Below are 24,919 nucleotides of genomic sequence, written 5' to 3' on the forward strand. Positions count from 1 at the left end.
CCGCGTGCTCGTCCAGAACCTCCGCAGAAGCGGCACGCCGTTGATCTCGAGAATGGTCGGCAGGCCCTTCTTGAACTGCCATCCATACTTCGGATCCCGGGTTGCCCAGCCCGTCCGCCGGAGAAAATCCGTGACCGTCTCGCGACGCCGCGGCACATCGCGCGCAATTTCCTGTCCCGGCATCACAAGATGCAAAACGGGAGTGCGCTCGGCGCTCCGGCGGCGTTCTCGACGTGTGCCCTGAGTCTGTGTCATGCCTCATCGCCCCGTGAACTATATGTCCTGATCTCGCTCGCTGGCTTCAGCGCGCGCCCGATGAGTAGCCGGCGACCGCGCGTGGAGAGCCCGCGGTCGCCGGCCAAGCGCTGCAGCGTTCTGCTTTTGCCGCGGCGCTATTCTTGAATGTGCCCATCACGATTGTTCCAGGATCGTCAGCCGGCGGAGCCGGTCTGCAGATCCGCGTTCCTGCGGTGTCATCGCCTCGAGCTCGAGTCGCCGGCGACGATATGCAATCCGATCGGAGTCGCTAATCTGTGCCGTGGCGCTCGTCGACGACGATCCGCTGAGTCCGACCGCGTCTCTTAGCGTGCCGATGCGATCGACCATGCCGGCCGCGCGAGCGGCGTCTGCCCTAAGTGTACGCCCTTTGCCAAAGTTGCTGCGCACGGTGGCTGCGCTGACGCGGCGCCCGCTTGCGACCGCGGAGATAAACCGGTCTGCCACTTTATCGACCCCATCTTGCATATGGGCTCGCGCAACAGCGCTGAGCGGCTCGAAGGAATTGGCTTCCACCTTGAATGGGCTGGCCCTGCTGACTATGAATGTGGGCTGGATGCCGGCGACGCCGAGTGCGCGGGAGACATCGGTGTGCAGGCACAGCACTCCAATGCTTCCAACTTCGCCGGATGTGGTCATTGTAATCTGAGGTGCTTGAGACGCGAGCCAGTATCCTGCGCTTGCCGCCAGGCCATCGACAAATGCCGCCATCGGTTTGACCCTGGCCGCCGCTGCAATATCGGCACCCAGTTCGTCGCAACCAGTCGCAGCACCACCGGGAGAGTCGACATACAACAAGATTTTGGAGACAGATCGATCGGACAGCGCTTCATACAGTTTTCCGCGAATTGCGGCGTAGTTGGAGAAGCCAAAGTAATCCGACATCATCCCGCCATTTCGCATCAGCGGGCCTGTAATCCCGACGACGGCGATCCCAGCTGGAGCGCCGTTGGAATTGCGTGCCGGTGCTGCCATGCGCTCGCCCCGGGCCATCAGCGCCACCATGCCGCTGAGCCGTGTGGGCTCGATGGCCCACGCCTGCGACTCCGCGCGGAGCATCGCCCAAACGTCACCGTGATCGCGGCCGCTCATGTGCGGGCACCGAGCGCAATGAACGGCGATTGGGTGACCGTTGAATTTTCGGGAGTGATCGTCTCAGCCCATGCCGGCGCGCCGTCGACGCGGTAGCGAAACTTGAACGCCGACTCGTCGGTGAGGAACCGCACGTGGATCGAGCTCAGAAGGTTCGGTTCGCGCTCGGCAAGCAAGTATTGGGAAAAGTCGGCGAGCAAAATGTCGCCCGTGCTGCCGAGCACGGAGGTGTGTTCGCTCAGTTCGACGGGCATCTGGTGCAGAAGCCGCTCACCGTTGGGGCCGGTCTCGATCAGTGTCGGGCCGTCTTGTTCCAACGCCAGCACCTGGCCGAAGACGTCGTTACTCATGAGCCACACGGCTCGCTGATGCGAAGGACCCCAAAGCCGACTGACCATACCGCTCAGGTTTGTCGTGCTGACCGAGGCCGCGGCCTGGCCGACGTCTTTCTCGACGGTGATGAGCGAAGGCGACTTTAGCACGCCGAGCGGCAGTCCGGCGCCGGTGCCGTTAATGACCTCGCGTTCAATTTTGAAGGCGGCGGCCAGCGAGAAAAGCCGCTCGATCGTCGCTGCCAAGACCGGCGCGTCCTGCAGCAATTCGTCGGTCACATAAATCAGAGAAAGAAGTTTTCGAAGGGTGAGCTTGACCTGTTCGATTTTCAGCCCTGTTTCAGGTGCCGGCGCCGCTTCATCGGTCCAATATGTTTGAACGCCGCCGAACCGGGCAATGCCGCCGTCGGCGATTGCAGGGATCGTGATATTCTTGCCCTTGGTCGACGGGAGGCGATCGCACCGCGCCAGGATGGATCCCGCGGCAAAAACCCGGGCCCATAGCCGCTCGATAAACTCCTCCGGAACGAGAAAGCCGCCCTGGTTTCCGAATCCTTCATTCTGTCCGAGCGCGACGGCTTCCATGACGAGACGCGCATCGCGCAGATCGCCGCCATCAGAATCCTGACGCGCGACCGCGAGCAGGAATGCGGAAAACTCATCAAACGTCTCGGTAAGGATTTGCTTGTTCACGCGGTGACTCCAAAGTTGCGCACGCGGCGAGCCCAAACAGCGGCGATGCTGTCCCATCGGCTGAGATCCATCTGGCTCAGATCGCGCGATATGTCCGGTAGCAACTGCGACGTCGGCTCCGGCGCCTCAGCGGCAAACTCCGCCCGAATGTTTCGCTCCGCCTCCAGTGCGAGGCTAAGCCCGTCAACGGCGGCAACGATTTTCTTCGTCGCGACCATATGCCGATCGCGGTAGGTCATCGCGATCTGCACGGATAGCGCGGTGCGTGCCACCAGGAAGGCTTCGTGCGCAGCAACGTACCTGGGCTGAAGCGCGGCGAAATCGAACTCCAGAGCTTCGATGTCGCTCGCTGCCTTTATCGGGCTGCGTTGTGACGCCGCTATAAGACCGCTCAAACTGGCAGCCAGATCCTTTGATCGCTCGGGGATGTGGCTGAGTCCCGCAAGGCTGCGTGCCAGACGGCGCCGTTCGAGATCGCTGCGCAGTTCACGCATCTGCACGCTGATCGCGCGCCATGCTGACTCCGCGGCGGTATACTCGGCGGCCACGTCGGGCGCCGGCGGATCGGGTTTCATAGCAAGAGCGGACGTCATGCGGACCTCGTTCGATCCCAGATCGGCGTCGCGACGGCGCACCTACAGGGTCAAAACGAGAGTTGAGCGATTTGCTGGGTCACTTACAGCGCGGCGGTGACCCAAGCTAAAATAATCTGCGCATGCGGGCTGCGCTTAGCAGAGGACCGCAACGCAGGATTTCGAACCCCGCTAGCCGCTTCGGGTCGTCGATGGCTGGTGTCGATCGATGCCGAAAGCCTAACGCGGCCAACCGATTCAGATCCTCCACGATGGCGTCCGCTGCTTTGTGCGCGCTGCTGAGGTCGGAGTACCAATTCTTTCTATAGGTTCGCAACAGATAACAGCGCTCGCGCACCATGTCCGAGTGTGATCGCTTACGGCGGAGACGGTCCGCTACGCGTTCTCGGTCCTCATCTGAGACGTATGCAAGCACGAGTTCGAGGAACTGGGCGAACATCTCTGGGCTCATCGCGGCTCGCTCCATGAGTTCATTTCCCTGGAAGCGGCGTTTCGCGCCGGACAGGCTCTTTGGAGCGATCGGCGCCGTAGCTCGAGTAATCAAGCAGCGAGGCGTAACGCACCGGATCACGCCAGGTCCGAGATCCAACGCCCGCGACGCATGCGCGGACGAAGCGCATATCGATGTCCGGCCTGATTTCTCGCTTGTCAGCAGCAATCCCTTGCTTAGCCTCCAACATAGCCGCCGCGAGAAGTCGAGATTCCGGCGGCCACCTCGGATTGCTCGCTACGCTCAGCAAGTCCTTGGGATCGTCGGTCATCGCAAAAACGTCGTCGATCGCGCGTCGGACGACAACGAGACGTTCGGGGCTCTGGTGGTCGTGAAGTGCCACGCCGCGGTGCTCACCGATCGTTGCTATCGCGTCGCTCATGATTTTCCTCCTTTGAGAATTCGTAGGGCGCGGCGCGCGACCGGATCGGTCTCATCCGCGCCTGATTCAGCAGTCGGCCTTTCGGGGAGCGGTCCGAGCTTTAGGAGCGCTCTGGCTGCTGAGACTCGGGCCGCTGCTGGCGCGCTCGGATCTCCGGCCACCGCGCGCAACACCGCCATGGGATCGACACTCGAGATGTCGACGCCGGCAAGAGCCGACGCGCTTGTTTCCTCTCGTGTTGGTCTCCCGGGACCGCGTCGCTTAACTCGTTTGGCCATTTGGTGTTTTCACTTAATTAGAATTTCTAGAGATTTTTTCCGCGCGCGCAGATGGTGCAAATGCGACCCCAAGCGGTAACTGCCCCTTCCCGACTTCGGGAACTTAGGCCCCCCGCCCCTTTGTCCCGCCGCGATCATCGCGGCTGATCCTACTCGATGCGTTTAGCCATCGCCGCGCGGCGTGCCGGTAGGGTTGCGATGACGTCGCGGATGGAGTTCAGCCTACCCTGCGCATTGGCGATCATCTCGAGCACCTCCGCCGTGACCGGCATGAACTTGCGGGTATCAATGCAATCCCGCGTTGCCCACTCGATGGCGGCGAACGATGGCGCCTTGGCTATGGCACGGTCCACCATGATCGATGCGTAAGCACCGGCGGCTTTGCTATTGTGAAAATTCAACCTCATCACCGCGAGGTGGTCGCCAATCTCGACCTCGGTGGCTGGCCGAGCGATGACCGCAAAGCGGTCCCGCAGATCCGCTAGGGTCGGAAGGATTCCATCAACGTCCTGCATCAGCCGACGTAACGTATCCGGATCAGCATTGTCGTACGCGTTTGCAATGACATCGCGTCTATAGAGATCGAGCAGCCTTTCACCGGTGTTCTCGAACTCCTCGGATAGAACGCGGAGTTCGCGTTGCGATTTGTGCACCTGGGGTACGGTCATGTTGGTCTCCGGTTAAAGCCAGCAATGGATGGGTCATTCATTCCGATGGGCGACTGGAAAGAGCGCGGCTCTTCAAGCTCATCGGCCCATGCGCGGCTTCGCAACCATCGGGCTGGGTATGGAATGTACTTGCGGTCCGTAGGCGGACGACGGGAGAAGTGTTCCACCAGCCGCGCCACGCCGGCCATGATCTCAGCTTCAGTCGCCTGCTTCTTTTTCAGAACTTGACCCAGAGCAAGTTCAGCGTCTCCGGGTGCCTTCTTGCGTGGGTAGGCTGCGTAGAACCGTTTGAAGAAACTATCTGACGCGACATCGACGCCGCATGTGGGTGGCATCGGAAGAAATAGATATCCTTCTCTGTTCTCTTCTTTGTTCAATACTTCAGTGTTTGTGTGGATGGCCGTAGGTGGTTCGGAAGGCTGTTCGTAGGTGGTTGAGGTGAACGGCCGTACCGGGTTGATCTCTTTCAACCGTGCACTGCTGTCGCTGGTTGACCCTGTACGGCGGTGGGCGGTTAACCCTGTCTCGCCAGCGATTGTTGGATGATCTGTCGGCAGCGATAATTCGTAGCTATTCGAATGCCGACCTTTCGTGCTCACTCGTCGGATGTATCCCGCCTGCTCGCCTGCTTTGATTTGCTTCGGTATGGCGGTGATCTGCTGGCCTGTCCCATCGGCCAGCGTCTGATAGGACGGATTGCATTGTCCGGTCTTGAAATTCTTGTGCAGCGAGATCCGTTGCAAGAGAGTTTTCGTTGCCGGCGTGAGGCGTCGGTCAGCCAATACGGAAGCTTGCCACATGTCACGTTCTCGCAGGGTCTTCATGGGGGGAGAGCTTTCGCACGGGACGGTTCTGGACGAGCGCGACCGCTTCAGCATGCTGGCGCGATCCGAACGGGCCGGGAGCATCGTCGTGCCAGCCGATGAACCATGCGCCATCGTCGTGCTGGACGATTTCGTTGATCGAAAGCATTAGATCGCCGACCGATCACGCTGAGCGATGCGATCGCGCTGCCACTGGGCGATCTCGGAGGCAAGCCACGCAACGGCCTTGCCGCGTTGGGTGAGTTTGATGGGTCGCGGGAACTGAGGCGGCGTTTCACCCATCAGATCGTAGATGGTGGACCGTCCGAGCCCTGTCGCTTCTTTGACGGCAGCTAGCCTGAGTAAGGTATCGACCTGATTGCCTGAACTCTGCACTTTGTTCTCCATGTTCCAACCGGATCATCCCGGGCTTGGTTGGAAGATGCAGAAACGCTCAGCGCGCGTCGTACCAAAAATAAATGAGATTAGATTTGCACATCGCTGGCAAGGCCGAACCCGGCGGCTCGGCGCGCTTTACATCGCTTCCGCCAGATTGACGCCACGTTCAGTTCGCTCGTGCCTAAGCGGCACTCGCTAAGTGCCGCCGAAACTATGGAGCAGGCACACGGGCCCGTACTGGCGCGGTTTCTGGTGGGCCTTAGGCCTCGGGATACCATAAGCTCCACGGCAGCAAAGATGGCTTCATCTCGATGCAGATGCGAAACGGCGTGGCTGCCTTGTCTGAAGTTCGGCGGCTTCATGGCTGCCCGGACGACGTATGCCTGCAGGACCAACGGCAAGGAAAGGTTTCGACCTGTGCGATGCGCGGCAATTTCGCAAAGCGCTTCATGGGCGATCCGATCTCCGCTGCCTGCGAGTTCGATCAAGCGCTCGGGATGATCACCCGAGTAAAGAACGCGGGCCTCCATCGGCATCGACGCGTCATTGGCAAAATCTAGGCCAGCTTCGCACATCAGATTGAACCGGTAAGACCGGTTACTGGCCTCCTCGTCCGCCACCCAAGGGTGCTGCAGCAGGTACGCAAGGGCAGCATCGTAGGCCGATTCAGCTGACACTTCGCTCACGTGGATGCTGCCCGAATCGGTACGACCGAAGCGTTGCGCGGTCCCCCGGCGCAGTATTGCGCCCAGTCGTCCATCAGGCGCCGGCGCTTCTCCCTCATATTGCCGCGGCGATAGGCTGCTTCAACCTTGTCGGAAACTGTGTGGGCGAGCGCCATTTCGGAGACCTCGTTTGGGTATGAAGTCTGCTCGGCGCACCAGTCCTTAAACGTCGATCGGAAGCCGTGCACGGTCAGGTCGTTATCAAACCCCTCCATACCCTGCAGCAACTCTAACATTGCCATATTTGATAGTGGGGTGCCCTCCTCTGCCCCAGGAAAGATGAACTCGCCGGTGCCGTCGGCCAACTCCACTATGTCGCAGGCGCGCTCGCAAAGCGGTACGACATGATCGTACTTCCGGGCGCCCTTTTTCCCCTTCATTCGTGCTTTAGGAACTGTCCAAAGCTTTTCCTGAATGTTGAGCTCAGACCGCGTGCCTTCGATCGTATCGCTGGTACGTGCCGCGGTAAGAATGGTGAACTCAAGCGCACGAGCACTGATGCTGTTTTTGGCGCGAAGGTCGACCATGAAGGCGGGAAGATCGGCGTACGGAAGAGCTTTATGATGCCGAACGGGGGCGACCGATGACTTGGCGGGCAGAAGCTGGTCGAGATGCCCTCGCCACCGAGCTGGATTTTCGCCATCTCTCAGCTTTCGAGCTTTTGCCCAGTCCAGTATTTTCTCGATGCGGCCTCGCACCCGGCTTGCGGTCTCGGTTTTTCCGGCCCAAAACGTCGGTGCACCAAGTTCCTCGCTCTCGGTTTGCTCAAGAATCTTCAGCACCAGATTGGTGTCGATGGCATCAACGGCCAGCCGGCCGATTGTCGGATAAGCGTAGGTTTCCAAGGTGGAGCGCCATTGATCGCCGTGCTTCGCTGATTTCCAGCCTGTCTGATGAGCAGTTATGTACTTTTCGGCTGCCTGTTCGAATGTCATCAGCTTGGCATGAGCTGCGCTCGCCTGGAGTCTTTCCGCGCGTCGCTGCTCAAGCGGGTCGACACCGGTCAGAATAAGCTTGCGACCGGCACGGGCATTCTCGCGAGCCTCCGCAAGGGTTACCAGGTTGACTGGGCCCAGCCCCATCTCGCGGGCACGGCCTGCGATCATGTAGCGAAGGAGCCAGCTTTTGGTGCCGGCGTTGGTCACCTGTAAATACAGGCCGCCGCCATCGGCGTATCGGCCGGGCTTCTTCTGCTTAGTGACTTCGATCGCCGTTAGGCCCTTCGAGGCTGCCATTGACCCACAATCCAACCCACAAAATCGGTCCGGATTTGGCCGGACGTGGTTGGATTTGTCCAGACGATTATCGCCAGATTGTGCCCTTTTACGTATGTTTTTGGACAGGGGCGGAATACAACGGAACCAAAATTACGGACACCCTTTCCGCCATTTGCCGCATCATCCTCTGTCGGACGACATGATCGATCAATCCGAGCCAACGACGCCCGCTGAAACACTCGGCGCTCTCAAGCCGCCGCGCTGCGCGATGTGCCGGGCGCGAATGGCGTTGCTGCGAAGCGAGCCGGATCCCGGCGGCGGCGACAAGTGCACCTTCACCTGCCCGAAATGCGAATTCCTGAAGACCAAGGTCATCGGCGGGCCGCCCGATCTCAGCCGCCACAGGCCGCCCAAAAAAACACGACAGCCCCAGACACGTTAGGCCGCCTGAGGGATTACCGCGGCGGCTGTGCTGCCGCCGGGAGCGGAGCGCCGCCGACCGAGATGGCACCAGCGGGACGATCGGCGGGGCGCTTGCGCGGCGCCGTGGGTGCCGGGCGCGCGGCCACTGGCGCAGCCGGAGCTGCGGCCATGGGCGCTGGCGCCGCAGCGGCTGGAGCCGGCGGGGAGAGAACGCCCCTGCCTTGCAGCGTATCGATCTTGGCGGTTAGTCCAACGACCTGGGTCGTGAGGCCCTGGATCTGATCGGACAGGCGCTTCAACTCTGTCTGCTGCGCCGTCAGCAGTTCGGTAGCAGCCTGGATCGAGCTTCCGGTCTGCTGCTGGAACGCCGCGAAATCAGTCGCGCTGACGCTGCCCTCCGCCGCGCTCGCCAACACCGGGGCGCTCTCTCTGGGGCCAGTGCTTCCTGTCACCGCCTGTGCCATGTCGGTCAGTGCGTCGTGGTAGTTCAGCCAGAGATATCCACCGCCGCCAGCGAGGATCAACAGCACGGCGACAACTCCGAACGGGCCGAACGACCTGCGCTTGCGTAGCGGCACAGGGGGCGGTCCGACATTGATCTCGTTATTGAACGTATCGGCCACTGGAGATCCTCACTTGCGACGTCCGATCCTGCGGCTCGGGGAGCGAGACAACCGGCGCGATTCCTTGAAGCGTATGTAAGCAAAAAATCCACTGAGGTGAACTGCTGCGACTCGGTCATCCCCCATGTCGCCTCATCATGCCCGCGCAGATACGCCTTCAGCGCCCGTTAACCCTGCGCCGGGCTGGCATCGCCTCGCCGGCGCCGCATTGTCATCGCCGTTGCGCCGCGATCACTCCTCGCAACCGCGTAAAATGTTGCAACGACGCATCACTACAGCTCCGAATGAAAAGCGGACCGCGAATCTCTTTGACTGTGCGGCCCCCCGTGCCGTCTGTAGTTCGCGGGGGAATAAGGACCACCACGATGATTGAGACCGTCACTGCACTCTTCGGATTTCTCAGCGCCGGCATTCTGGCCGCTCACGCTTATGACGGTTACCGCGCCCGCTTCTAAGCGCGCGACGATTTCGCGACACGGCCGCTCAGCCATCTCGCAACTCAGCTAGTTGGTGCGCTTGCAGCCACTGCGCTGCTCTGATCGAGACATTCGGCTTCGATGAAAGCTGTCTCCGACGAAACAAGACTGAAACACGATTCTCCAGAACCGCTTTGAACGCGCCCGACGAGGGTAGCGACTGATGGGCAGGGACACAGCAAAGCGCTCGCGCGCCCACCCAATGGAGAAGATCTATGTTTCGCAAAGTAACCCTCGGACTGATCGCTGCAGCCTCGCTCGGTGCAGCCGCCCTCGCCCCCAGCGCTGCATCGGCTCACGGCTGGCATGTCGGTGGCTGGCACGGTGGATGGGGTGGCTACGGTCACCACGCCTTCTATGGCGGGCCGACCTTCTATGTCGGCGGCCTGACCGACGGCTGCCTGCAGCGCCGCGTGGTGGAAACCCGCCGTGGGCCGCGCGTCCGGACCGTCAACGTCTGCGCCTACTGATCGCATCAAGTTACGGAAAGCCCGGCCGCCCAACGGCCGGGCTTTTTGCTGCCGTACTCAGGTATTGTTCTGCTTCTGTTGCCCCCCGGTGACAGCCAAGGTCAGCGTTTCCAGCTAAAGCTTGTGTCGAATTCGCTCAATATCTTCAGAGCGATGGAAGGTCCTGGATGCGAACCCTTTGGCTGGCCGCGATCATCGCAGCGTCGGGCGCGGTGAATGCCGCTGCTGCCGACCTGCAGTCGCGCGTCTGGACCAAGACGCCCGCGACGACCGAAGCAGGCTATAGCTGGGGCGGCTGGTATGTCGGCGGCAACGCCGGCGGTTCCTGGGGCCAGAGCAACGTCTCCAACGCTTTCGTCAATGGCACCGCGCCGATCGCAAACCAGCAGGCAATTGCGGCTGCCTCGCCGCGCCTCAATCCTGATGGCTTCACCGGCGGCGGTCAGGTCGGCTACAATCATCAGGTGGACCGCTGGTTGTTTGGCGTCGAGGCCGACGCGAACTATTTCGGCCTGAAGCAGTCGCGCGGTTTCACCGCGCCCTTCCCGGCCGGCGGTTCGTTCACCACCACAAATTCCGTAACGAGTGATTGGCTGGTCACGCTGCGCCCGCGCGTCGGCTACACGGTCGATCGTACGCTTTTCTACGCAACTGGCGGCCTCGCGCTCACCGAGTTGAATTTCGCCTCCTCGCTAACCGACACGACTGGCCAGAACGAAACCGCGTCACTGTCAAAGACCGTGGCAGGTTGGACCATCGGCGCCGGCATCGAACACGCGTTCACCAAAAACTGGTCGGCGAAGGTCGAATATCTCCATACCGATTTCGGCAAGCAATCGGTCTCGGCTCCGACCTTCACGGGACCAGGCGCTGCAACCGGTATCATCGCCCATGATATCGACCTGAAGACCAATACGGTACGCGGCGGACTGAACTATCATTTCGGCGGCCCGTCGGTCGCGCGCTACTGATCGCTGCAGAGATCTCCAAACAAAAGGCCCTCGCTAGCGAGGGCCTTTTGTTTGGAGATGCATGCGCCGGTCAGCCGGTCATCGCCAAAACGCGGCTTTCGACCGGATACGGCTCCACAGTGATCGTCCAGCGCAGTGGCCAGCAGGTCAGATCCGGACGAACGGCGTGAACATAGCCGTTGACGAAAACGCTGTCGGCATCGTCGCTGAATCGCTCGTCGATCAACTCGCCATGAAGATGCGCCATCCGGCAGCGGCGCATCTGCGCGTATTTCGTCGTTTCGTATTTGGCCAAATCGGGCCTCCCCAACGTCGCAATGTCCCCATCGGGAACTTTGGGCGACTCGCGGTTAACAAAGCCTCAAGCGGATCCGCGACGGTATCGGGCTGGAGTGCGCGTATCAAAAATGCGCAAAGCCCCCGACTTTCATCGATTCGATTCACGGCTGCTTCAAGAATGCAGAACAGTGTGGCGCCAATATTATTGGAGCGTCCCATGTTCATGATCGCGAGCATTCTGACGGTCGCTGCCGGTGTGTTTTACGCAGCGAGTATCAACAACAGCAGATGGGCGATGCAGGTGTGCCACTACGGCGACATATTCTGCATGAACCCGTCATGGCTTGTCATCGCCGCCGTCCTGTCCATCATCTGGGCATTCTTTTTGCGCGTCGATCGACTGTAGTCGTTCGATCAGCAGACGACCTGGTCCGCAACGAGTTCAGCGGGCTTGAGGTGTTGCCGGCGCGGCGCCAAACGCAGCGATTTCGACGTGGCACAATGTGGACAGCCAAAGGTGCGAATTTCACCGCCCTCTTCGTCCGTCTCGATCTTGATCAGATAAACTTGGGTCCTGCAGCCCGAACATTTCAGATGTTCGGTGCGAATGTTATCGTTCAGATGAACTCTGCGGGTGCCGGACATCTGCAGTCTCCGAAAACCGATGACAGCCTGCCCAGACTATCGCGTTTTCACGCATGCCGAGCGCCGAAATAGACAACCTGTAATTGCTTAAAAGAAGCTCTGCGCCCTTAAGGAATCGCCGCCGTATTGAGCTACCGTGTTCCGGCAGGATTATCCAGATTGCGGGTTCCACGCGATACGTCTTTTCACGCAGTTTAGAGTATATCTAAATTCTTCGATTGCGGTTCATCGTCACACAACTATAGATATTGATGGATCGATCTGCTCGACGACCCTGGAATGTCGCAATGCACAAGCGATATCAGCCGCTCAATATCCCCATCGAGATCGTTCGCACGGTGGTGGCGATCGCGGAAACCGGCAGCCTGACCAAGGCTGCCGAACGGCTGGGCCTGAGCCAGCCCGCTGTCAGTTCCCAGATCAAGCGCATTCAGAACATGGTGGGAGGCAACCTCTTCACCAAAACGGTCAACGGCACGACGGCTACCCAGCTCGGCAAGCTGGTGCTGCATCAGGCCAAACGGATTCTGGAAGCCAACGACCAGATGTTGCGGATTGGCGGCGTGGCCAATCTTCCGCAGCCGATCCGGTTTGGATTGAGCACACTGTTCGTCCAGGATTTCTTCAGCCATCAGACCTCCCAAAGTCTGGCCGATCTGGTCATTCACACTGACAACTCGGTGGGCATCACCAAAGGCCTGATCGACGGCTATATCGATATCGCCTACATTCTCGAAAATCCGGAAATGAGCAGCGAGATATCGCACCTGATCGTCAACGAGGCCGATGAGGAGTTCGTGTGGGTGCGCGCAAAGGACTTCGTCCTCAGTTCGGGCGCGCCGATCCCCATTCTGACATGGCCGGGCGACGATCTGATGATCCGGACCCTGACGCGCCACGGTCTGTCCTACAAGATCGTATTCAACAGTCCCGACTATCACGCCAAGTTGGCGGCTGTGGAAAGCGGCATCGGCATCACCGCGATCCCGAAGCGGATGATTCCGCCTACACTCGTCTGGGCGCAGGAATATTACCTGCCGCACCTGCCGCCCGTCAAAGCGTTGCTGTGTGCGCGCTCGAACCTGGAAACAATGCAGAGCACGGAATTGCTCAACGCGATCTCGTCACGCTTTTTCAAATCGCCGGCCATGTTGAACCTGTAACTCAGCCATGATCGTGAGCCCGGCCGTAATCCCTATCGGCAGTCAGCGTGGCACGAGATAGTGTTCGTCCCATTCGCTACGCGGCACCTCGGTGCCAAGCTGATAGGCAAAGGATTTGACGTCGAGCCCGTCAGGAGTGGTCTCGCAGACATAGGACAGCCTGTACCACTTGCCCCCGCTGCGGATGGCACCGCCCGGCGCTTTGATCTGGTTGTCTCGAATGACCGGATCGGCAAACGCGTAGGCCACGAACTCGTCCGGCTTGTATCCCTTGTGCTCGCGGCCCACGGAGCCCATCGCACGCGCATCGCAACGCTGCTCCAGACGGGTTTCCGGCGACAGTTTGAGCATCTGATCGGTCCGGGACGACGCTGCATGTAGGGGAGATTGGGCAGCGATGCCGATAAAGGCAACAACTGCGAACACTAGTTTTCTCATTGCCTTAGGCCAATTACCTTATTTGACTTGCGAGGATTTTGTGGCGCGAACCTACCATGTTCGCACATGCAAAAAACCCCGCTCGTGTTACCGGCGGGGTTTCAAATTCGGGATCGTCAGCCGATCCGTTTGAATGTCAGCAGTTGATGAAATTCCGAGGGCGAGAACCGGCGGCCGCCGAGACCGGAGATACTGACCCGCCACCCCGCATCGTTGAGCGTCCGGGCCTGCGCGACGGCGACGTCCGGAATGATCCGGTGCGTCACCATGCTCTGGTCGTTGCGCGTCGCGTGGATGGTGAAGATATCGCCCCGCCGCGAAGCCGCAGGGATATCGGCTGCTTCAAGATCACTGTCAGAGAACACGGTCGCCAACGCCAGCCTCCATCATCAGTCAAAGCCCGATGTGATTGTGCAGCGCACGTGGTTAACTAATTATTACAGCAACGCGCGCGCCGTCAGGATTTGAAGACGCCCGTGATCTTGTTCCAGAGCGATGAGCCGTCGTCGTTATCGTGTTTCGACCGGTCCGGCTGCGTAGCACTCACAGGATCCGAAGCCGGGAAACTGTCCTTCAGGCCGGTCTTGAGTTCCTCAGACGTTTTGCGATCAGCACGCGCCGCCTCCTTCACGCCAACAGCGTATTTGTCGTGGGGTGCGGGATCGAATTTCTCAGCCATGATCGTCTCCTTCATCTGATGAAGGAAAAACGTCGCCGTGGCCAAGAGGTTCCTCTCTGCGGCGATTAGTCGAGACCGCGCTCGCGGCTGAGGCCGACCATCTCCTGGATGAACAGCGCCTTCTGCTTGTCATCCAGCGTGGCGAATAGCGGCTCCGCGGCATCGGCAACGGCGCGCTGATCGACGGCCCGGTCGTTGAGGAACTGAGCCTCGTTGCGCATCTGCTCGATGATGTCATCCGGCGGATCGCGCTTGGCGCGGGCAATGCGCAGTTTCAGACGCTCCGCGCCGTTATTGCCGAGCGTATGCATGGCGTTGCTAAAACCGGCCCAGTTCTTTTCCTGCTCCGGCGTCAGGTTGAGCGACGTCTTGATACGGCTAGTGTTGGCGTCGCTACTCGCGACGATTTGCTCGGCGGTCAGTTCCGGCTCCGCCGCGGGTTGAGCGCCCTTCTTGCCCTTCTTGGCGGCCTTGGTTTGTTTGGCGCTCGACTGCCCGCCCACGGGACCGCGAACATTGTTCGAGGGCACGCCCAGCACGCCGCCGACAACGCCCACGACGCCGCCGATCGCTCCACCGAGAACGCCCCCGATCGGCCCAGCCGCACGATTGCCGTCTCTTGCGCCTTGCTGCACGCCCTGGACCAGCCCCTGCGCGTGGACCGCTGCGGAATTTCCGAGCAGCAGAACGGCGGCGGCGCACAGCACATGGCGCAGTGGTCGATGCGTGCGCTTGGGCAAATTCATTCTGGTCATCATCGTCTCCTCACCGCAATTTCGCGGCGCAGCAAATCACTTGTGATCATCAGCAACCATAGTGGCTTCAACACGGCCAAGTCCACACGCCAGGTCTCCGCCAATGGTAGACCTCATCGAGCCAAGCCTGTTAGATAACGCCCGCGCGGCCCCTGGCGGGTGCGCAACAACGTAGAATGCTTCAAGGGGTGGAAATGGCGACCAACAAGAAGAAACTTCTGATCACCGAGTCGATGTCGACCCAGGGAATGGACCTGTTCAATGCACGCGATGACATCGAAGTGGTCAAGTTCAGCAATCTGATTTCCGCTGCCGACTACATCAAGCTGATTGAGCAACACGCACCGGTGCACGGCACCGCGCTCGGCGCCACGCGGTTCGGCGAGTCCGAACTCGAAGCCTGCAAGGACATGAAGGTGGTGGCGCGCATCGGCGTCGGCTACGACGCGGTTGATGTGCCGGCGCTGTCCAAGCGCAAGGTGCCGCTGATGATTGCTGGCACCGCCAACTCGCCCTCGGTTGCGGAACAGGCGCTGTTCATGATGCTGACGCTCGCCAAGCGCGCAGTCGAACTCCACGCCATGGTCAAGGAGGGCAAATGGGCGTCGCGCTTCGGAGCGCTACCGTTCGACCTGTTCGGCAAGACGGTGCTGGTGGTCGGCTTCGGCCGTATCGGCACCCGCACCGCCAAGCGCTGCCAGGCGATGGAAATGAACGTCCTGGTCTATGACCCCTATGTCTCGGCCGATACAATCAAGGCTGCCGGCTGCGAGCCTGTCAGCGATCTCGACGCAGCCCTGCCCCGTGCCGACTTTGTCAGCCTGCATTGCCCGAAGACTCCGGAGACGACCGGCCTGTTCAACGCTGCGCGGATCGCCCGCATGAAGCCGTCGGCCTATCTCATCAATACCGCGCGTGGTGGCATCATCATCGAAGCCGCGCTGCATGACGCGCTGGTCTCGGGCAAGCTCGCCGGCGCTGGCCTCGACGTGTTCGAGGCGGAACCGCCGCCGCTCGGTCACGCGCTGTTCGAACTGCCGAACGTGATCATCGCGCCGCATGTCGCCGGCGTGACCCGCGAGGCACTCGACCGCATGGGCGCGCAGACCGCGCGCAACATGCTGAGCGTGCTCGACGGCGAGCCGATCAAGCAAAATGCCGTCAACGCGGACGTGTTCGGCTGAACCGGCGATTGCTGGCGCGGATGATTGATCCGCGCTAGCACTGCCGCAGTCCTCACCAGAGTACCCCGCGATGGCATTCAAGGAATATGGCGATCACGATGCGCTCGGCCTTGCCGGGCTGGTGCGCAGCAAGCAGATCACCCCGCGCGAACTGCTCGATGAGGCGGTGGCGCGCACCGAGCGCGTCAATCCCCGGATCAACGCTGTCGTGGTGCGCCATGAGGACTATGCGCAGCGCCAGATCGACGAGGGGTTGCCCGACGGGCCGTTCACCGGCGTGCCATTCCTGCTGAAGGATCTCGAACTCCTCGATGGCACGCGCACGACCTTCGGGGCCAGTCTCTACAAGGACTTCGTCGCCGATCATACCGGCACCCTCGCCCAACGCTTCCTCAATGCCGGCCTGACGATATTCGGCAAGAGCGCGAGCCCCGAATTCGGGCTGATGCCGACGACGGAATGCCGGCTGCACGGACCGACGCGCAATCCGTGGAATACCGATCATGCATCGGGCGGCTCGTCCGGGGGCGCAGCCGCTGCCGTGGCCGCGCGGATCCTGCCGGTCGCCCATGCCAGCGACGGCGGAGGTTCGATCCGTATTCCAGCCTCGGCCTGCGGCGTGTTCGGTCTGAAGCCGACCCGCGCTCGCAATCCGACGGGTCCTGACAAGGCCGAAGGCTGGGGCGGCTTTTCCTGCGGCCACGTCGTCAGCATCAGCGTACGCGACAGCGCCGCGATGCTCGATGCTGTTCACGGACCCGAACTGACTAGCCCCTATATGGCGCCCGCACCGGAACGTCCCTTCCTCGATGAAGTCAGCCGTGGTCCCGGCAGGCTGCGCATCTTCTTCACCGACAAGTCGCCCTATGGCGATGCGATCGATCCCGAAGTCGCCGCTGCCGTCCGCGATGTCGCCAGGTTGCTCGAAGCACAGGGTCATCATGTCGAAGAACGCGCGCCGGTGCTGCCGCTCGACCCTGCGCAAGTGATTGCGGCGATCGTGTCGGCCAATACGGCGGTGACCGTGCAGTTCGCGGAGAAGAAGTTCGGCCGCCCGATGACCTCGGATGATTTCGAGAAACTCACACTCGGCAGCGCACACAATGCCCGCAAGGCAAGCGCAGTCGACTACGTGACAGCACTGCAGAACGCATTCCAGATCTCCCGCAGCGTCACCGAATTCTTTACCGGCTGCGACATCTTCCTGTCGCCGACGCTCTGCACGCCGCCGATCAGGATCGGTGAGATCGACACGATGTCGGACGATCTCAGCCATGTCGCGCCTTTGCTGCGCCACTACATGCCAAGCACCAGTATGGCCAACATGACCGGCCAGCCGTCCATGTCGGTGCCCCTGGCCTGGAGCAGCAAAGGCCTGCCGATCGGTATGATGTTCACGGCGCATTTCGGCGACGAGGCCATGCTGTTCCGTCTGGCCGGGCAACTCGAGCAGATCCGGCCCTGGAAAGACAGGCGTCCGCCGATCTCTGCCTAAAAACAGCCACAGCGATTACCAAAATGAAACCACAGCCGATTAGATTATCGGCGGTATGTGGACGTTGCGTAATTACGGGGAGGCGCATTTCAATGACCCAGAACGATCCGACCGATCACGCCCTCGCGGCCATTGCGAGCATTCTCGACCGCAAGGAAGCGGAATCGCAAGTGGCCGAACACGGCGACGCCGAGCCCGCTTCGATTACCGTCGTCACTGAAACCGTGGTCACCGAGACTGTATCCGTCATGGTCGCCGCCGAACCCGAAGCGCCGCTCGTCGAACACGAGTCGCCCTCCACGGTTCCAGAGGCCCTCGAGGTCGATGGTTACTCTCGTCTCGGTCCAGGTCCGCTCGATGCCATCCGCTTTCGCTGGACCGCACGCCGCGACGACGACGGCCAGTATTTCGTCGATGAAACCATCGGCAGTTCACGGCCGATTTCGTCAGGCCCGATGCCGCGTGACGAAATCATCGATTTCATCGATGGGCGCGAGCGCGCCGCCCGCGATCGTTTCGAGACGCTGAAGAGCCAGATGACCGTGGGCAGCAGCGCCTCGCGTTACAGCGACTACTGACGAAAGCCAGGCTTCAGGCGACGCCGCCGTCCAGCGGCGGCGTTGGGGCCTATCACGCTGCCTCAAACAGAAGATGTCCGGCGCAGGATTGAACCACTTCTTCAGTCGGCGCCACACACCAAAGCAATTGCAATTCCCCCCTGAGTGACGCGGATCAAGCGTTCGGGCGCATCCGCGGCTCGGTTCAGGGTCAGGATTTCAACCGCTTTGGAGGACACATGAAGCCGCTCTTCGCCCTCGCCGCTATCCTGCTGACCAGCACCGCCGCTCAGGCTGGCGACAGCTACTCGTTCGACATCGGTGGCCGCACCATTACCATCGAAGCGCCAAGCGACTGCACTTCGACGGACTGCATCTCGGTTTCCATTCCCGGCGTCTACGAATATGGCACGAAGCGCAGCAAGCGCGAGCGTGACCGCGAGACGCGCGAGCAGGCCCCTAACACTCCGCGATCCGAACAGATGGCCAAGCCTGTGGAGACGCAGAAGCCCGTTGCCGCCCCAAAGGAGGCGGCCGCTCCGGCGACACCTGTCACGCCATCCGTCGCGGTAGCCCCGCAGCCTGCCCCGGCACCCGCGCCTGCCGAGAAATCTGCGCCCTCTACGGTCGTCGCCAACGCACCGCCCACAGATCCAGTCGACAAGCAGGATGCGCCCGCACCGGTTACGCCTGCCGCCGCGGCAACGCCGCTCGGCATCTGGATGACCGAGAAGAAGGAAGGCAAGGTTCGCATCGAACAATGCGGCGCCAATCTGTGCGGCTATTCGATGAATGCCAAGACCGAGGCCAATGGGGAGAAGGTGCTGATCAACATGAAGCCCGGCAACAACAAATGGGCGGGAAAGATCTTCGATCCGAACAGCGGCAGCACCTACGAATCGACCATCGCGCTCAAAGATAGTGACACGCTGCGTGTTCAGGGCTGTGCCTTCGGCGGCATGTTCTGCGGCGGACAGACCTGGACGCGGGTGAACTGATCCCAGCCGACGCTGCTCATTGATTGAAAGGTCCAACATCCCCTGTAAGCTGATCGTAACGCGGTGCGCCCCTGAACGGTGCGCTTCGCGATACAAACGGGGGAGACGTCATGATCCGGATCACCGCCGCCTGGCTTGCGGCCTGCCTGCTGCTTGCCGCGCCCTTGCATGCACAGACGCCGGCCCCTGCGCCCTCACCGTCCCGCCTCGACGATATCATTGCCCGGAGGACGCTCCGCGTTGGATTGACCGGCGACTACATGCCGTTCAGCGCGTTCGATCCTGTCACGACATCGTTCAAGGGCTTCGACGTCGAGATGGCAGAGGCGCTCGGAAAAGCACTCGGCGTCAAGGTCGACTATGTGAAGACCAGCTGGCCAAAACTGTCAGCGGACTTTGCGGCAGACCAGTTCGACATGGTGATGGGCGGCGTGTCGATCACTCTGGACCGGCAGAAGAAGGGCATGTTCTCGATCCCGATCATGCGCGAGGGCAAGACGCCGATCGCGCGCTGCACCGATGCAGGGAAATTCGGCACACTCGCTGAGATCGATCGGCCAGGTATCAAGGTGATCGTGAATCCGGGCGGCACCAATGAGCGCTTTGCACGGACGCATATCAAATCGGCCGAGATCACCGTCTTCAACGACAATACCCGCATCTTCGACGAGATCGCACAAGGCCGTGCTGATTTGATGATGACCGATGCCTCAGAGACCCGCTATCAGCAGAAGCTGCATCACGGTGTGCTCTGCGCCGTGCATCCCGACACGCCGTTCGATTTTGCCGAGAAAGCCTATTGGCTCCAGCGCGACGTGGGGCTGAAGGCTTTCGTCGATCAGTGGCTGCACATCATGCAGGAAGACGGCAGTTTCCGTGGGACCGTCAACCGCTGGTTCGACTGACCGGAGGCAATCGGCGCGCCGGCTGCAAAGCCGGCGCACACGACGTGACGACACTATCCATTACGGAACGCGTAGCCATATCCATTCAGCGCCGGCGCGCCGCCAAGATGCGCATAGAGCACCTTGGATCCTTCAGGGAAGTAACCCTTCTGCACGAGGTCGATCATTCCCTGCATCGATTTCCCTTCATAGACTGGGTCGGTGATCATGCCCTCCAGACGCGCGCAGAGACGGATGGCGTCCTTGGTCTCTTCCGATGGCACGCCATATACGGGATAGGCGTAGTCCTCGATCAGCACCACATCATCCTCGACGAGGTCTTTGCCTAATTTGACCAGCTTGGCGGTGTTCTGCGCAATCTCAAGTACCTGCGCCTTGGTCTGAGCCGGCGTGAAAGATGCGTCGATACCAATGACCCTGCGCTGGCGGTCGTCCTTGGCGAAGCCTACCAGCATGCCGGCATGGGTCGAGCCGGTCACGGTACAGACGACAATGTAGTCGAACGCGAAGCCGAGCTCCTTCTCCTGCGCCCGGACTTCTTCGGCAAAGCCGACATAGCCGAGACCGCCGAATTTGTGCACGGAGGCACCGGCCGGAATGGCGTAGGGTTTGCCGCCCTTTGCCTTCACATCCTCGATCGCCTCTTCCCAGCTATGGCGGATGCCGATGTCAAAGCCTTCGTCGACGAGCTGCACATCCGCCCCCATGATCCGGCTGAGCATGATATTGCCGACACGGTCGTAGACGGCGTCCTCATGCGGCACCCAGCTCTCCTGTACCAGCCGGCACTTCATACCGATCTTGGCCGCAACGGCTGCGACCATGCGTGTATGATTGGACTGTACGCCGCCGATCGATACCAGCGTATCGGCGTTCGACGCGATGGCATCGGGGATAATGTATTCGAGCTTGCGCAGCTTGTTGCCGCCATAGGCCAGCCCGGAATTGCAGTCCTCGCGCTTGGCGTAGAGTTCGACCTTACCGCCGAGATGGGCCGAGAGCTTCTCCAGCTTCTCGATATAGGTGGGTCCAAAGGTGAGCGGATAGCGTTCGAAGCCTTCGAGCATGTGACACCTGTTGTCGTGAAAACTGGCAGTACAGCTAGCATTTTCGGTGCGGAAGGTGCTTTCAAAGATATGGCTGTTATCTGCTATATGTCGTACTATATCCATATAAACTGGAAGTATGACGCATTAAATTCCAAAAATTGAGAAGATTCTTTCATGGCTGAAAATCTGGATAAAATCGGACTTCGCATGCTGCATTTGCTGCAGAAAGACGGACGTCTGAGCAATGCCGATCTGGCCGCGAAGGTGAATGTCAGTCCCGCCACCTGTCATCGCCGCACGCAGCAGTTGTTTGACGAAGGCTATATCAGGAACACACGTGCCATCATTGCGCCCGAGAAGGTCAACCGCGGCGCGCTGGTCATGGTCGGTGTCGTGCTCGATCGCTCGACGCCGGAAAGCTTTGCAGTGTTTGAAAAGGCGGTGGCCAAACTGAAATTTGTTCTCGATTGCCACCTGGTCGCCGGCGACTTCGACTATTTCCTAAAAATCCGCGTCGGCGACATGGCCGATTTCAATCGTATCCACGGCACGCAACTCATCGCACTGCCCGGCGTCCGTCAGACCCGAACCTTTTTCGTCATGAAAGAGGTGGTGGACAATGCGCCGCTAGACTTTTGAACCCGGCGTCGTCCTCGTACCCGGCAATGCCTGGCCGTCCTAGCCGACCGGCTTCGCATATTGTTCGTCGCTGACCTTTTCCATCCAGTCCGCGGTCTTGCCGTCGAGCGCTTCCTGCATGGCGATATGGGTCATGCCGGTGGTCGGCGCCGCGCCGTGCCAGTGTTTCTCGCCCGGTGGAATCCAGACGGTGTCGCCCGGCTTGATCTCGACGACTGGCTGACCTTCGGTCTGGAAGCGCCCGACGCCCGCGATGACATAGAGCGTCTGCCCGAACGGATGGGTATGCCAGGCGGTGCGTGCGCCCGGTTCGAAACTCACGCGGAACGTCACCAGCCGCGCCGGCGCTTCCGCGACAATGACCGGATCCTGCCAGACCGTGCCCGTGAAGTATTCCTCTGGCGCCCTTTTGGTCGGGCGCGAACCTGCTGGAAAAAGCTTCATGGCACGGTCTCGCTGTTGTTCGGTGCGTTACTTCTTCGACGCGGCGTAGCGCGCCTTGGTTTCGGCATTCATCGGATACAGGCCGGGCAGCGTGGCGCCGTTATTCACCTCGTTGACGATCCAGGCTTCCATGCGCTCCTGCTCGGCGCCTTCGGCGAGGATGAGATCGAGGAAGGCCTTCGGGATCACGACAGCGCCGTCCTGGTCGGCGACGATGACGTCGTCCGGGAAGATGGCAACGCCGCCGCAGCCGATCGGTTCACCCCAGCCGACAAAGGTCAGGCCGGCAACCGACGGCGGAGCAGCATAGCCGTCGCACCAGACCGGCAGATTGGTGCCGAGCACGCCCTCGATGTCACGCACCACGCCGTCGGTGATCAGCGCAGCGACGCCGCGCTTCTGCATGCGGGCGCAGAGGATGTCGCCGAAGATGCCGGCGTCGGTGATGCCCATGGCGTCGACCACGGCGATGCAGCCTTCCGGCATCGCTTCGATGGCGGTGCGGGTCGAGATCGGCGACGACCACGATTCCGGGGTCGCGAGATCCTCGCGCGCCGGCACAAAACGCAGCGTAAAGGCCGGACCGACGAGACGGGGCTGACCGGGGCGCAGCGGCTTGGCGCCGCGCAGCCAGACATTGCGCAGGCCCTTCTTCAGGAGAACGGTGGTGATGGTCGCGGTGGTGACCTTCGACAGGGTGGCAATGGCTTCGGGTGTCAGGGACATACGCAGGGCTCTTCAGGTCAGAGGGTGCAGGACGTTGGACTTACGGCGGCGCATCTTGCGGTGGAATGCCAGCGCGTCAAGGGCTGCTGCTTCAAAGCGCCATGCAATGTGATGAAACCTCTGCGATCAGTACGGCTTATCGCCAACATGCGTATTAATTTATTGAAGATGCACGGCTATTTTCAGATTGCGAATTCCACTCGCTGGTAAAACGCGCTATGCATGATTGTCCAATACTGACGTTGTGAGGCCATGGTCGCAGCTCTCTCCCCGCCCCGCATCCTCCCCAGTGGCGATGCTGCCATCACCGTCGAATTCAGCCGCACCATCGACGAGGAAGCCAACCGCCGGGTGCTGGCGCTCGACAAACTCGTCGCGTCGGCCGGCCTTGCTGCCGTCACCGAAACGGTCCCGACCTATCGTTCGCTGCTGGTGCATTACGATCCCTTGCAGATCGGCTTCGATGCGCTGGGCGAGAAACTGACCGAACTGGCGTTGCAGCCGCTACCCGAGGCCAAGGCGGCCCGGCGCTGGCGCATCCCGGTCGCCTATGGCGGCGAAAACGGCATCGATCTCGAAGACGTCGCGAAGGCGCTCAACATCACGCCGGACGAAGTGGTCGCACGCCATGTGGGCGGAGACTACAAGGTGGCGATGATCGGTTTCACGCCGGGCTGGTCCTATCTCAGCGGGCTGCCGAGCTCGATGCAGATGTCACGCCGACAGAATCCCCGGCTGCTGACGCCGCCCGGCACGATCTCCATCGGCGGCATCCAGACCGGCGTGCAATGCCTCGCCGGCCCGAGCGGCTGGCATCTCTTAGGGCGGACCGCCGTGCGCACTTATCAGCTTGGCCGCGATCCGACATTTCTTCTGGAGCCTGGCGACGCCATCACTTTCGCCGCTGTCGACGAGAAGACCTTTGCCGAGCAGGACCGCGCAGCCGAAGCCGGTGCATTCGTCGCGGAGCTGATCGCATCATGAGCAAGCTCATCGTCACTTCTGTGAGCCCCGGCACGTCCGTGCAGGATGTCGGCCGGTTCGGCGCACAGCGCTATGGCCTGGTGCCATCGGGCGCCGTCGATCGACTGGCAATGGCCGCCGCCAATGCCCTGCTCGGCAACACGCTGTTTGCCGCGACCATCGAACTCGGCCCGCTCAATTCAGTCTTCACGGCTAAGGGCGGCGCCGTTCGGATCTCGCTCACGGGTGCAACACGGCCAGCCGATATTGCCGGCACGCCTGTCACGGTGAATACGTCGGTGACATTGGCCGACGGCGAGAGCCTCAATCTCGGCGTCGCCCGCGCCGGCACCTTCGGCTATCTCGCCATCGAAGGCGGCGTGCGCGGCGAGCCGATGTTCGGCAGCCTGGCCGTGAACGCCCGCGCCGGTCTCGGCAGTCCCTATCCGCGCCCGCTGCAGGCCGGTGACGAATTGCTGGTGGCGGCTGCCAGCAGCGCCAACGAGAAGCGCATCGATTTGCCTGCGCCGGCCGAAGGTCCGATCCGCGTGGTGCTTGGACCACAAGACGATGAATTCGGTGACGCCAAAGAATTGTTCCTCAGCAGCGAGTGGAAGATCTCGGCGACCAGCGACCGCATGGGCTATCGCCTTGAAGGCCCCGTCATCAAACATCTGCACGGGCACAACATCGTTTCTGACGGCACCGTGAACGGCTCGATCCAGGTACCCGGCAACGGCCAGCCCATCGTGCTCATGCCCGACCGTGGCACATCAGGCGGCTATCCGAAAATCGCGACCGTGATCTCGACGGATCTCGGCCGGTTCGGCCAGACCCAGCCGGGCCGCGCTTTCCGCTTTAAAGCCATCTCCATGGCCGAAGCGCAGGCGGAATACCGCGCCTTCGCAGAATTGCTGCAGAGCCTGCCCGGTCGTGTCCATGATTCCAACATCCTGATGCTGGACATCAAGGCGCTGCTGTCGGCCAATGTCGCTGGCACCGCAGTCAGCGCGATCGACGTCGAGACGTGGCAGGCGCCGCAGCCGGCAGACGCGCAAGACTGATTTCGAACCCTATTTACGAAAGAGC

Annotated in this window: 33 protein-coding genes; 13 read left to right on the forward strand and 20 right to left on the reverse strand. The window is 61.0% G+C overall.

All coding sequences use genetic code 11. The annotated features are described in order from the left end of the window. Positions 1 to 411: 411 nt before the first annotated feature. The 10 genes from HP556_RS25785 to HP556_RS25830 all read right to left on the reverse strand — a co-directional run bounded on the left by HP556_RS25785 (position 412) and on the right by HP556_RS25830 (position 7,966). The gene (locus HP556_RS25785) at positions 412 to 1,368 is read right to left on the reverse strand and encodes a S49 family peptidase (protein ID WP_175369070.1); all 957 of its coding nucleotides are present in this window, start codon (positions 1,366 to 1,368) and stop codon (positions 412 to 414) included. Further along, positions 1,365 to 2,393 carry a phage major capsid protein gene (locus HP556_RS25790; protein WP_175369071.1) on the reverse strand — a complete coding sequence of 343 codons (1,029 nt, stop codon included), beginning with the start codon at positions 2,391 to 2,393 and terminating at the stop codon, positions 1,365 to 1,367. The genes HP556_RS25785 and HP556_RS25790 overlap by 4 nt, the downstream gene beginning before the upstream one ends. Beyond that, the gene (locus tag HP556_RS25795) at positions 2,390 to 2,986 is read right to left on the reverse strand and encodes a hypothetical protein (protein ID WP_175369072.1); all 597 of its coding nucleotides are present in this window, start codon (positions 2,984 to 2,986) and stop codon (positions 2,390 to 2,392) included. The genes HP556_RS25790 and HP556_RS25795 overlap by 4 nt, the downstream gene beginning before the upstream one ends. Positions 2,987 to 3,456: 470 nt before the next feature. After that, positions 3,457 to 3,858 carry a hypothetical protein gene (locus HP556_RS25800; protein WP_175369073.1) on the reverse strand — a complete coding sequence of 134 codons (402 nt, stop codon included), beginning with the start codon at positions 3,856 to 3,858 and terminating at the stop codon, positions 3,457 to 3,459. Between the two features lie 427 nt (positions 3,859 to 4,285). Further along, positions 4,286 to 4,804, reverse strand: a complete 519-nt coding sequence (locus HP556_RS25805) for a hypothetical protein (RefSeq protein ID WP_175369074.1) — start codon at positions 4,802 to 4,804, stop codon at positions 4,286 to 4,288. Further along, the gene (locus HP556_RS25810; RefSeq protein WP_175369075.1) at positions 4,801 to 5,604 is read right to left on the reverse strand and encodes a helix-turn-helix domain-containing protein; all 804 of its coding nucleotides are present in this window, start codon (positions 5,602 to 5,604) and stop codon (positions 4,801 to 4,803) included. Before HP556_RS25810 ends, HP556_RS25805 begins: the two co-directional genes overlap by 4 nt. Position 5,605: 1 nt before the next feature. After that, positions 5,606 to 5,776 (reverse strand): hypothetical protein, encoded by a 171-nt coding sequence (locus HP556_RS25815; protein WP_175369076.1) that lies wholly within the window; start codon positions 5,774 to 5,776, stop codon positions 5,606 to 5,608. Then, positions 5,776 to 6,015: a helix-turn-helix transcriptional regulator gene (locus HP556_RS25820; RefSeq protein ID WP_175369077.1), complete on the reverse strand. Its 240-nt coding sequence runs from the start codon at positions 6,013 to 6,015 to the stop codon at positions 5,776 to 5,778. The genes HP556_RS25815 and HP556_RS25820 overlap by 1 nt, the downstream gene beginning before the upstream one ends. A 77-nt stretch (positions 6,016 to 6,092) precedes the next feature. Further along, positions 6,093 to 6,692 (reverse strand): hypothetical protein, encoded by a 600-nt coding sequence (locus HP556_RS25825; RefSeq protein WP_175369078.1) that lies wholly within the window; start codon positions 6,690 to 6,692, stop codon positions 6,093 to 6,095. Next, entirely contained in the window at positions 6,689 to 7,966 is a 1,278-nt protein-coding gene (locus HP556_RS25830) for a tyrosine-type recombinase/integrase (RefSeq protein ID WP_175369079.1), read from the reverse strand. The genes HP556_RS25825 and HP556_RS25830 overlap by 4 nt, the downstream gene beginning before the upstream one ends. Before the next feature lie 181 nt (positions 7,967 to 8,147). Here HP556_RS25830 and HP556_RS25835 point away from each other — a divergent pair, with 181 nt between their 5' ends. Then, positions 8,148 to 8,390 carry a hypothetical protein gene (locus HP556_RS25835; protein WP_175369080.1) on the forward strand — a complete coding sequence of 81 codons (243 nt, stop codon included), beginning with the start codon at positions 8,148 to 8,150 and terminating at the stop codon, positions 8,388 to 8,390. 13 nt (positions 8,391 to 8,403) lie between these two features. Here HP556_RS25835 and HP556_RS25840 read toward each other — a convergent pair whose 3' ends face one another. Continuing rightward, the gene (locus HP556_RS25840) at positions 8,404 to 8,994 is read right to left on the reverse strand and encodes a hypothetical protein (protein ID WP_175369081.1); all 591 of its coding nucleotides are present in this window, start codon (positions 8,992 to 8,994) and stop codon (positions 8,404 to 8,406) included. Between the two features lie 691 nt (positions 8,995 to 9,685). On the opposite strand from HP556_RS25840, the gene HP556_RS25845 reads away from it, so the two are divergent. Then, positions 9,686 to 9,940, forward strand: coding sequence for a hypothetical protein (locus HP556_RS25845; RefSeq protein WP_175369082.1), 255 nt, complete (start codon positions 9,686 to 9,688; stop codon positions 9,938 to 9,940). Positions 9,941 to 10,107: 167 nt separating this feature from the next. After that, positions 10,108 to 10,911: an outer membrane protein gene (locus tag HP556_RS25850; RefSeq protein ID WP_120289759.1), complete on the forward strand. Its 804-nt coding sequence runs from the start codon at positions 10,108 to 10,110 to the stop codon at positions 10,909 to 10,911. A 70-nt stretch (positions 10,912 to 10,981) separates the two neighbouring features. Here HP556_RS25850 and HP556_RS25855 read toward each other — a convergent pair whose 3' ends face one another. Further along, positions 10,982 to 11,206 carry a hypothetical protein gene (locus HP556_RS25855; RefSeq protein ID WP_068731744.1) on the reverse strand — a complete coding sequence of 75 codons (225 nt, stop codon included), beginning with the start codon at positions 11,204 to 11,206 and terminating at the stop codon, positions 10,982 to 10,984. A 201-nt stretch (positions 11,207 to 11,407) separates the two neighbouring features. Between HP556_RS25855 and HP556_RS25860 the strand changes: the two genes are divergently transcribed. Next, positions 11,408 to 11,596, forward strand: coding sequence for a hypothetical protein (locus HP556_RS25860; RefSeq protein ID WP_092142869.1), 189 nt, complete (start codon positions 11,408 to 11,410; stop codon positions 11,594 to 11,596). Positions 11,597 to 11,604: 8 nt separating this feature from the next. On the opposite strand, the gene HP556_RS25865 is transcribed toward HP556_RS25860, so the two are convergent. After that, positions 11,605 to 11,835 carry a hypothetical protein gene (locus tag HP556_RS25865; protein WP_120289761.1) on the reverse strand — a complete coding sequence of 77 codons (231 nt, stop codon included), beginning with the start codon at positions 11,833 to 11,835 and terminating at the stop codon, positions 11,605 to 11,607. A 287-nt stretch (positions 11,836 to 12,122) separates the two neighbouring features. Here HP556_RS25865 and HP556_RS25870 point away from each other — a divergent pair, with 287 nt between their 5' ends. After that, entirely contained in the window at positions 12,123 to 12,998 is an 876-nt protein-coding gene (locus HP556_RS25870; protein ID WP_175369083.1) for a LysR family transcriptional regulator, read from the forward strand. 42 nt (positions 12,999 to 13,040) lie between these two features. Here HP556_RS25870 and HP556_RS25875 read toward each other — a convergent pair whose 3' ends face one another. The 4 genes from HP556_RS25875 to HP556_RS25890 form a co-directional block, all read right to left on the reverse strand. Continuing rightward, positions 13,041 to 13,424, reverse strand: coding sequence for a DUF930 domain-containing protein (locus tag HP556_RS25875; RefSeq protein WP_338117618.1), 384 nt, complete (start codon positions 13,422 to 13,424; stop codon positions 13,041 to 13,043). A 128-nt stretch (positions 13,425 to 13,552) separates the two neighbouring features. After that, positions 13,553 to 13,810, reverse strand: a complete 258-nt coding sequence (locus HP556_RS25880; protein ID WP_089264353.1) for a hypothetical protein — start codon at positions 13,808 to 13,810, stop codon at positions 13,553 to 13,555. A gap of 83 nt (positions 13,811 to 13,893) precedes the next feature. Continuing rightward, positions 13,894 to 14,115, reverse strand: a complete 222-nt coding sequence (locus tag HP556_RS25885) for a hypothetical protein (RefSeq protein WP_120290333.1) — start codon at positions 14,113 to 14,115, stop codon at positions 13,894 to 13,896. Between the two features lie 65 nt (positions 14,116 to 14,180). Further along, complete coding sequence (locus HP556_RS25890; protein ID WP_420878703.1) at positions 14,181 to 14,870, reverse strand: Spy/CpxP family protein refolding chaperone; 690 nt, start codon at positions 14,868 to 14,870, stop codon at positions 14,181 to 14,183. Between the two features lie 194 nt (positions 14,871 to 15,064). Between HP556_RS25890 and HP556_RS25895 the strand changes: the two genes are divergently transcribed. The 5 genes from HP556_RS25895 to HP556_RS25915 all read left to right on the forward strand — a co-directional run bounded on the left by HP556_RS25895 (position 15,065) and on the right by HP556_RS25915 (position 20,009). After that, positions 15,065 to 16,054 (forward strand): hydroxyacid dehydrogenase, encoded by a 990-nt coding sequence (locus HP556_RS25895; protein WP_175369084.1) that lies wholly within the window; start codon positions 15,065 to 15,067, stop codon positions 16,052 to 16,054. Positions 16,055 to 16,124: 70 nt separating this feature from the next. Continuing rightward, on the forward strand, positions 16,125 to 17,549 hold the full coding sequence (locus HP556_RS25900) for an amidase (RefSeq protein ID WP_175369085.1): 1,425 nt from the start codon (positions 16,125 to 16,127) through the stop codon (positions 17,547 to 17,549). Between the two features lie 92 nt (positions 17,550 to 17,641). Beyond that, positions 17,642 to 18,127: a hypothetical protein gene (locus HP556_RS25905; protein WP_149534110.1), complete on the forward strand. Its 486-nt coding sequence runs from the start codon at positions 17,642 to 17,644 to the stop codon at positions 18,125 to 18,127. Between the two features lie 218 nt (positions 18,128 to 18,345). Continuing rightward, positions 18,346 to 19,104 carry a DUF2147 domain-containing protein gene (locus tag HP556_RS25910; RefSeq protein ID WP_175369086.1) on the forward strand — a complete coding sequence of 253 codons (759 nt, stop codon included), beginning with the start codon at positions 18,346 to 18,348 and terminating at the stop codon, positions 19,102 to 19,104. Between the two features lie 110 nt (positions 19,105 to 19,214). Further along, on the forward strand, positions 19,215 to 20,009 hold the full coding sequence (locus tag HP556_RS25915; protein WP_175369087.1) for a transporter substrate-binding domain-containing protein: 795 nt from the start codon (positions 19,215 to 19,217) through the stop codon (positions 20,007 to 20,009). Between the two features lie 53 nt (positions 20,010 to 20,062). Here the strand turns inward: HP556_RS25915 and HP556_RS25920 are convergent, their stop codons facing one another. Beyond that, positions 20,063 to 21,076: a 1-aminocyclopropane-1-carboxylate deaminase gene (locus tag HP556_RS25920; protein ID WP_068731723.1), complete on the reverse strand. Its 1,014-nt coding sequence runs from the start codon at positions 21,074 to 21,076 to the stop codon at positions 20,063 to 20,065. Between the two features lie 156 nt (positions 21,077 to 21,232). On the opposite strand from HP556_RS25920, the gene HP556_RS25925 reads away from it, so the two are divergent. Continuing rightward, the gene (locus HP556_RS25925; protein WP_089264361.1) at positions 21,233 to 21,697 is read left to right on the forward strand and encodes an Lrp/AsnC family transcriptional regulator; all 465 of its coding nucleotides are present in this window, start codon (positions 21,233 to 21,235) and stop codon (positions 21,695 to 21,697) included. Between the two features lie 39 nt (positions 21,698 to 21,736). Here HP556_RS25925 and HP556_RS25930 read toward each other — a convergent pair whose 3' ends face one another. Together HP556_RS25930 and HP556_RS25935 are read right to left on the reverse strand one after the other, a co-directional pair. Beyond that, positions 21,737 to 22,141, reverse strand: a complete 405-nt coding sequence (locus HP556_RS25930) for a (R)-mandelonitrile lyase (protein ID WP_175369088.1) — start codon at positions 22,139 to 22,141, stop codon at positions 21,737 to 21,739. Between the two features lie 27 nt (positions 22,142 to 22,168). Next, entirely contained in the window at positions 22,169 to 22,867 is a 699-nt protein-coding gene (locus tag HP556_RS25935; protein WP_089264363.1) for a ribonuclease activity regulator RraA, read from the reverse strand. A gap of 252 nt (positions 22,868 to 23,119) precedes the next feature. Here HP556_RS25935 and pxpB point away from each other — a divergent pair, with 252 nt between their 5' ends. Together pxpB and HP556_RS25945 are read left to right on the forward strand one after the other, a co-directional pair. Continuing rightward, on the forward strand, positions 23,120 to 23,851 hold the full coding sequence (gene pxpB, locus HP556_RS25940; RefSeq protein WP_089264364.1) for a 5-oxoprolinase subunit PxpB: 732 nt from the start codon (positions 23,120 to 23,122) through the stop codon (positions 23,849 to 23,851). Next, the gene (locus tag HP556_RS25945) at positions 23,848 to 24,894 is read left to right on the forward strand and encodes a 5-oxoprolinase subunit C family protein (protein WP_175369089.1); all 1,047 of its coding nucleotides are present in this window, start codon (positions 23,848 to 23,850) and stop codon (positions 24,892 to 24,894) included. The genes pxpB and HP556_RS25945 overlap by 4 nt, the downstream gene beginning before the upstream one ends. Positions 24,895 to 24,919: the final 25 nt, after the last annotated feature.

Source organism: Tardiphaga robiniae (assembly GCF_013359755.1).
Lineage (GTDB): Bacteria > Pseudomonadota > Alphaproteobacteria > Rhizobiales > Xanthobacteraceae > Tardiphaga > Tardiphaga robiniae.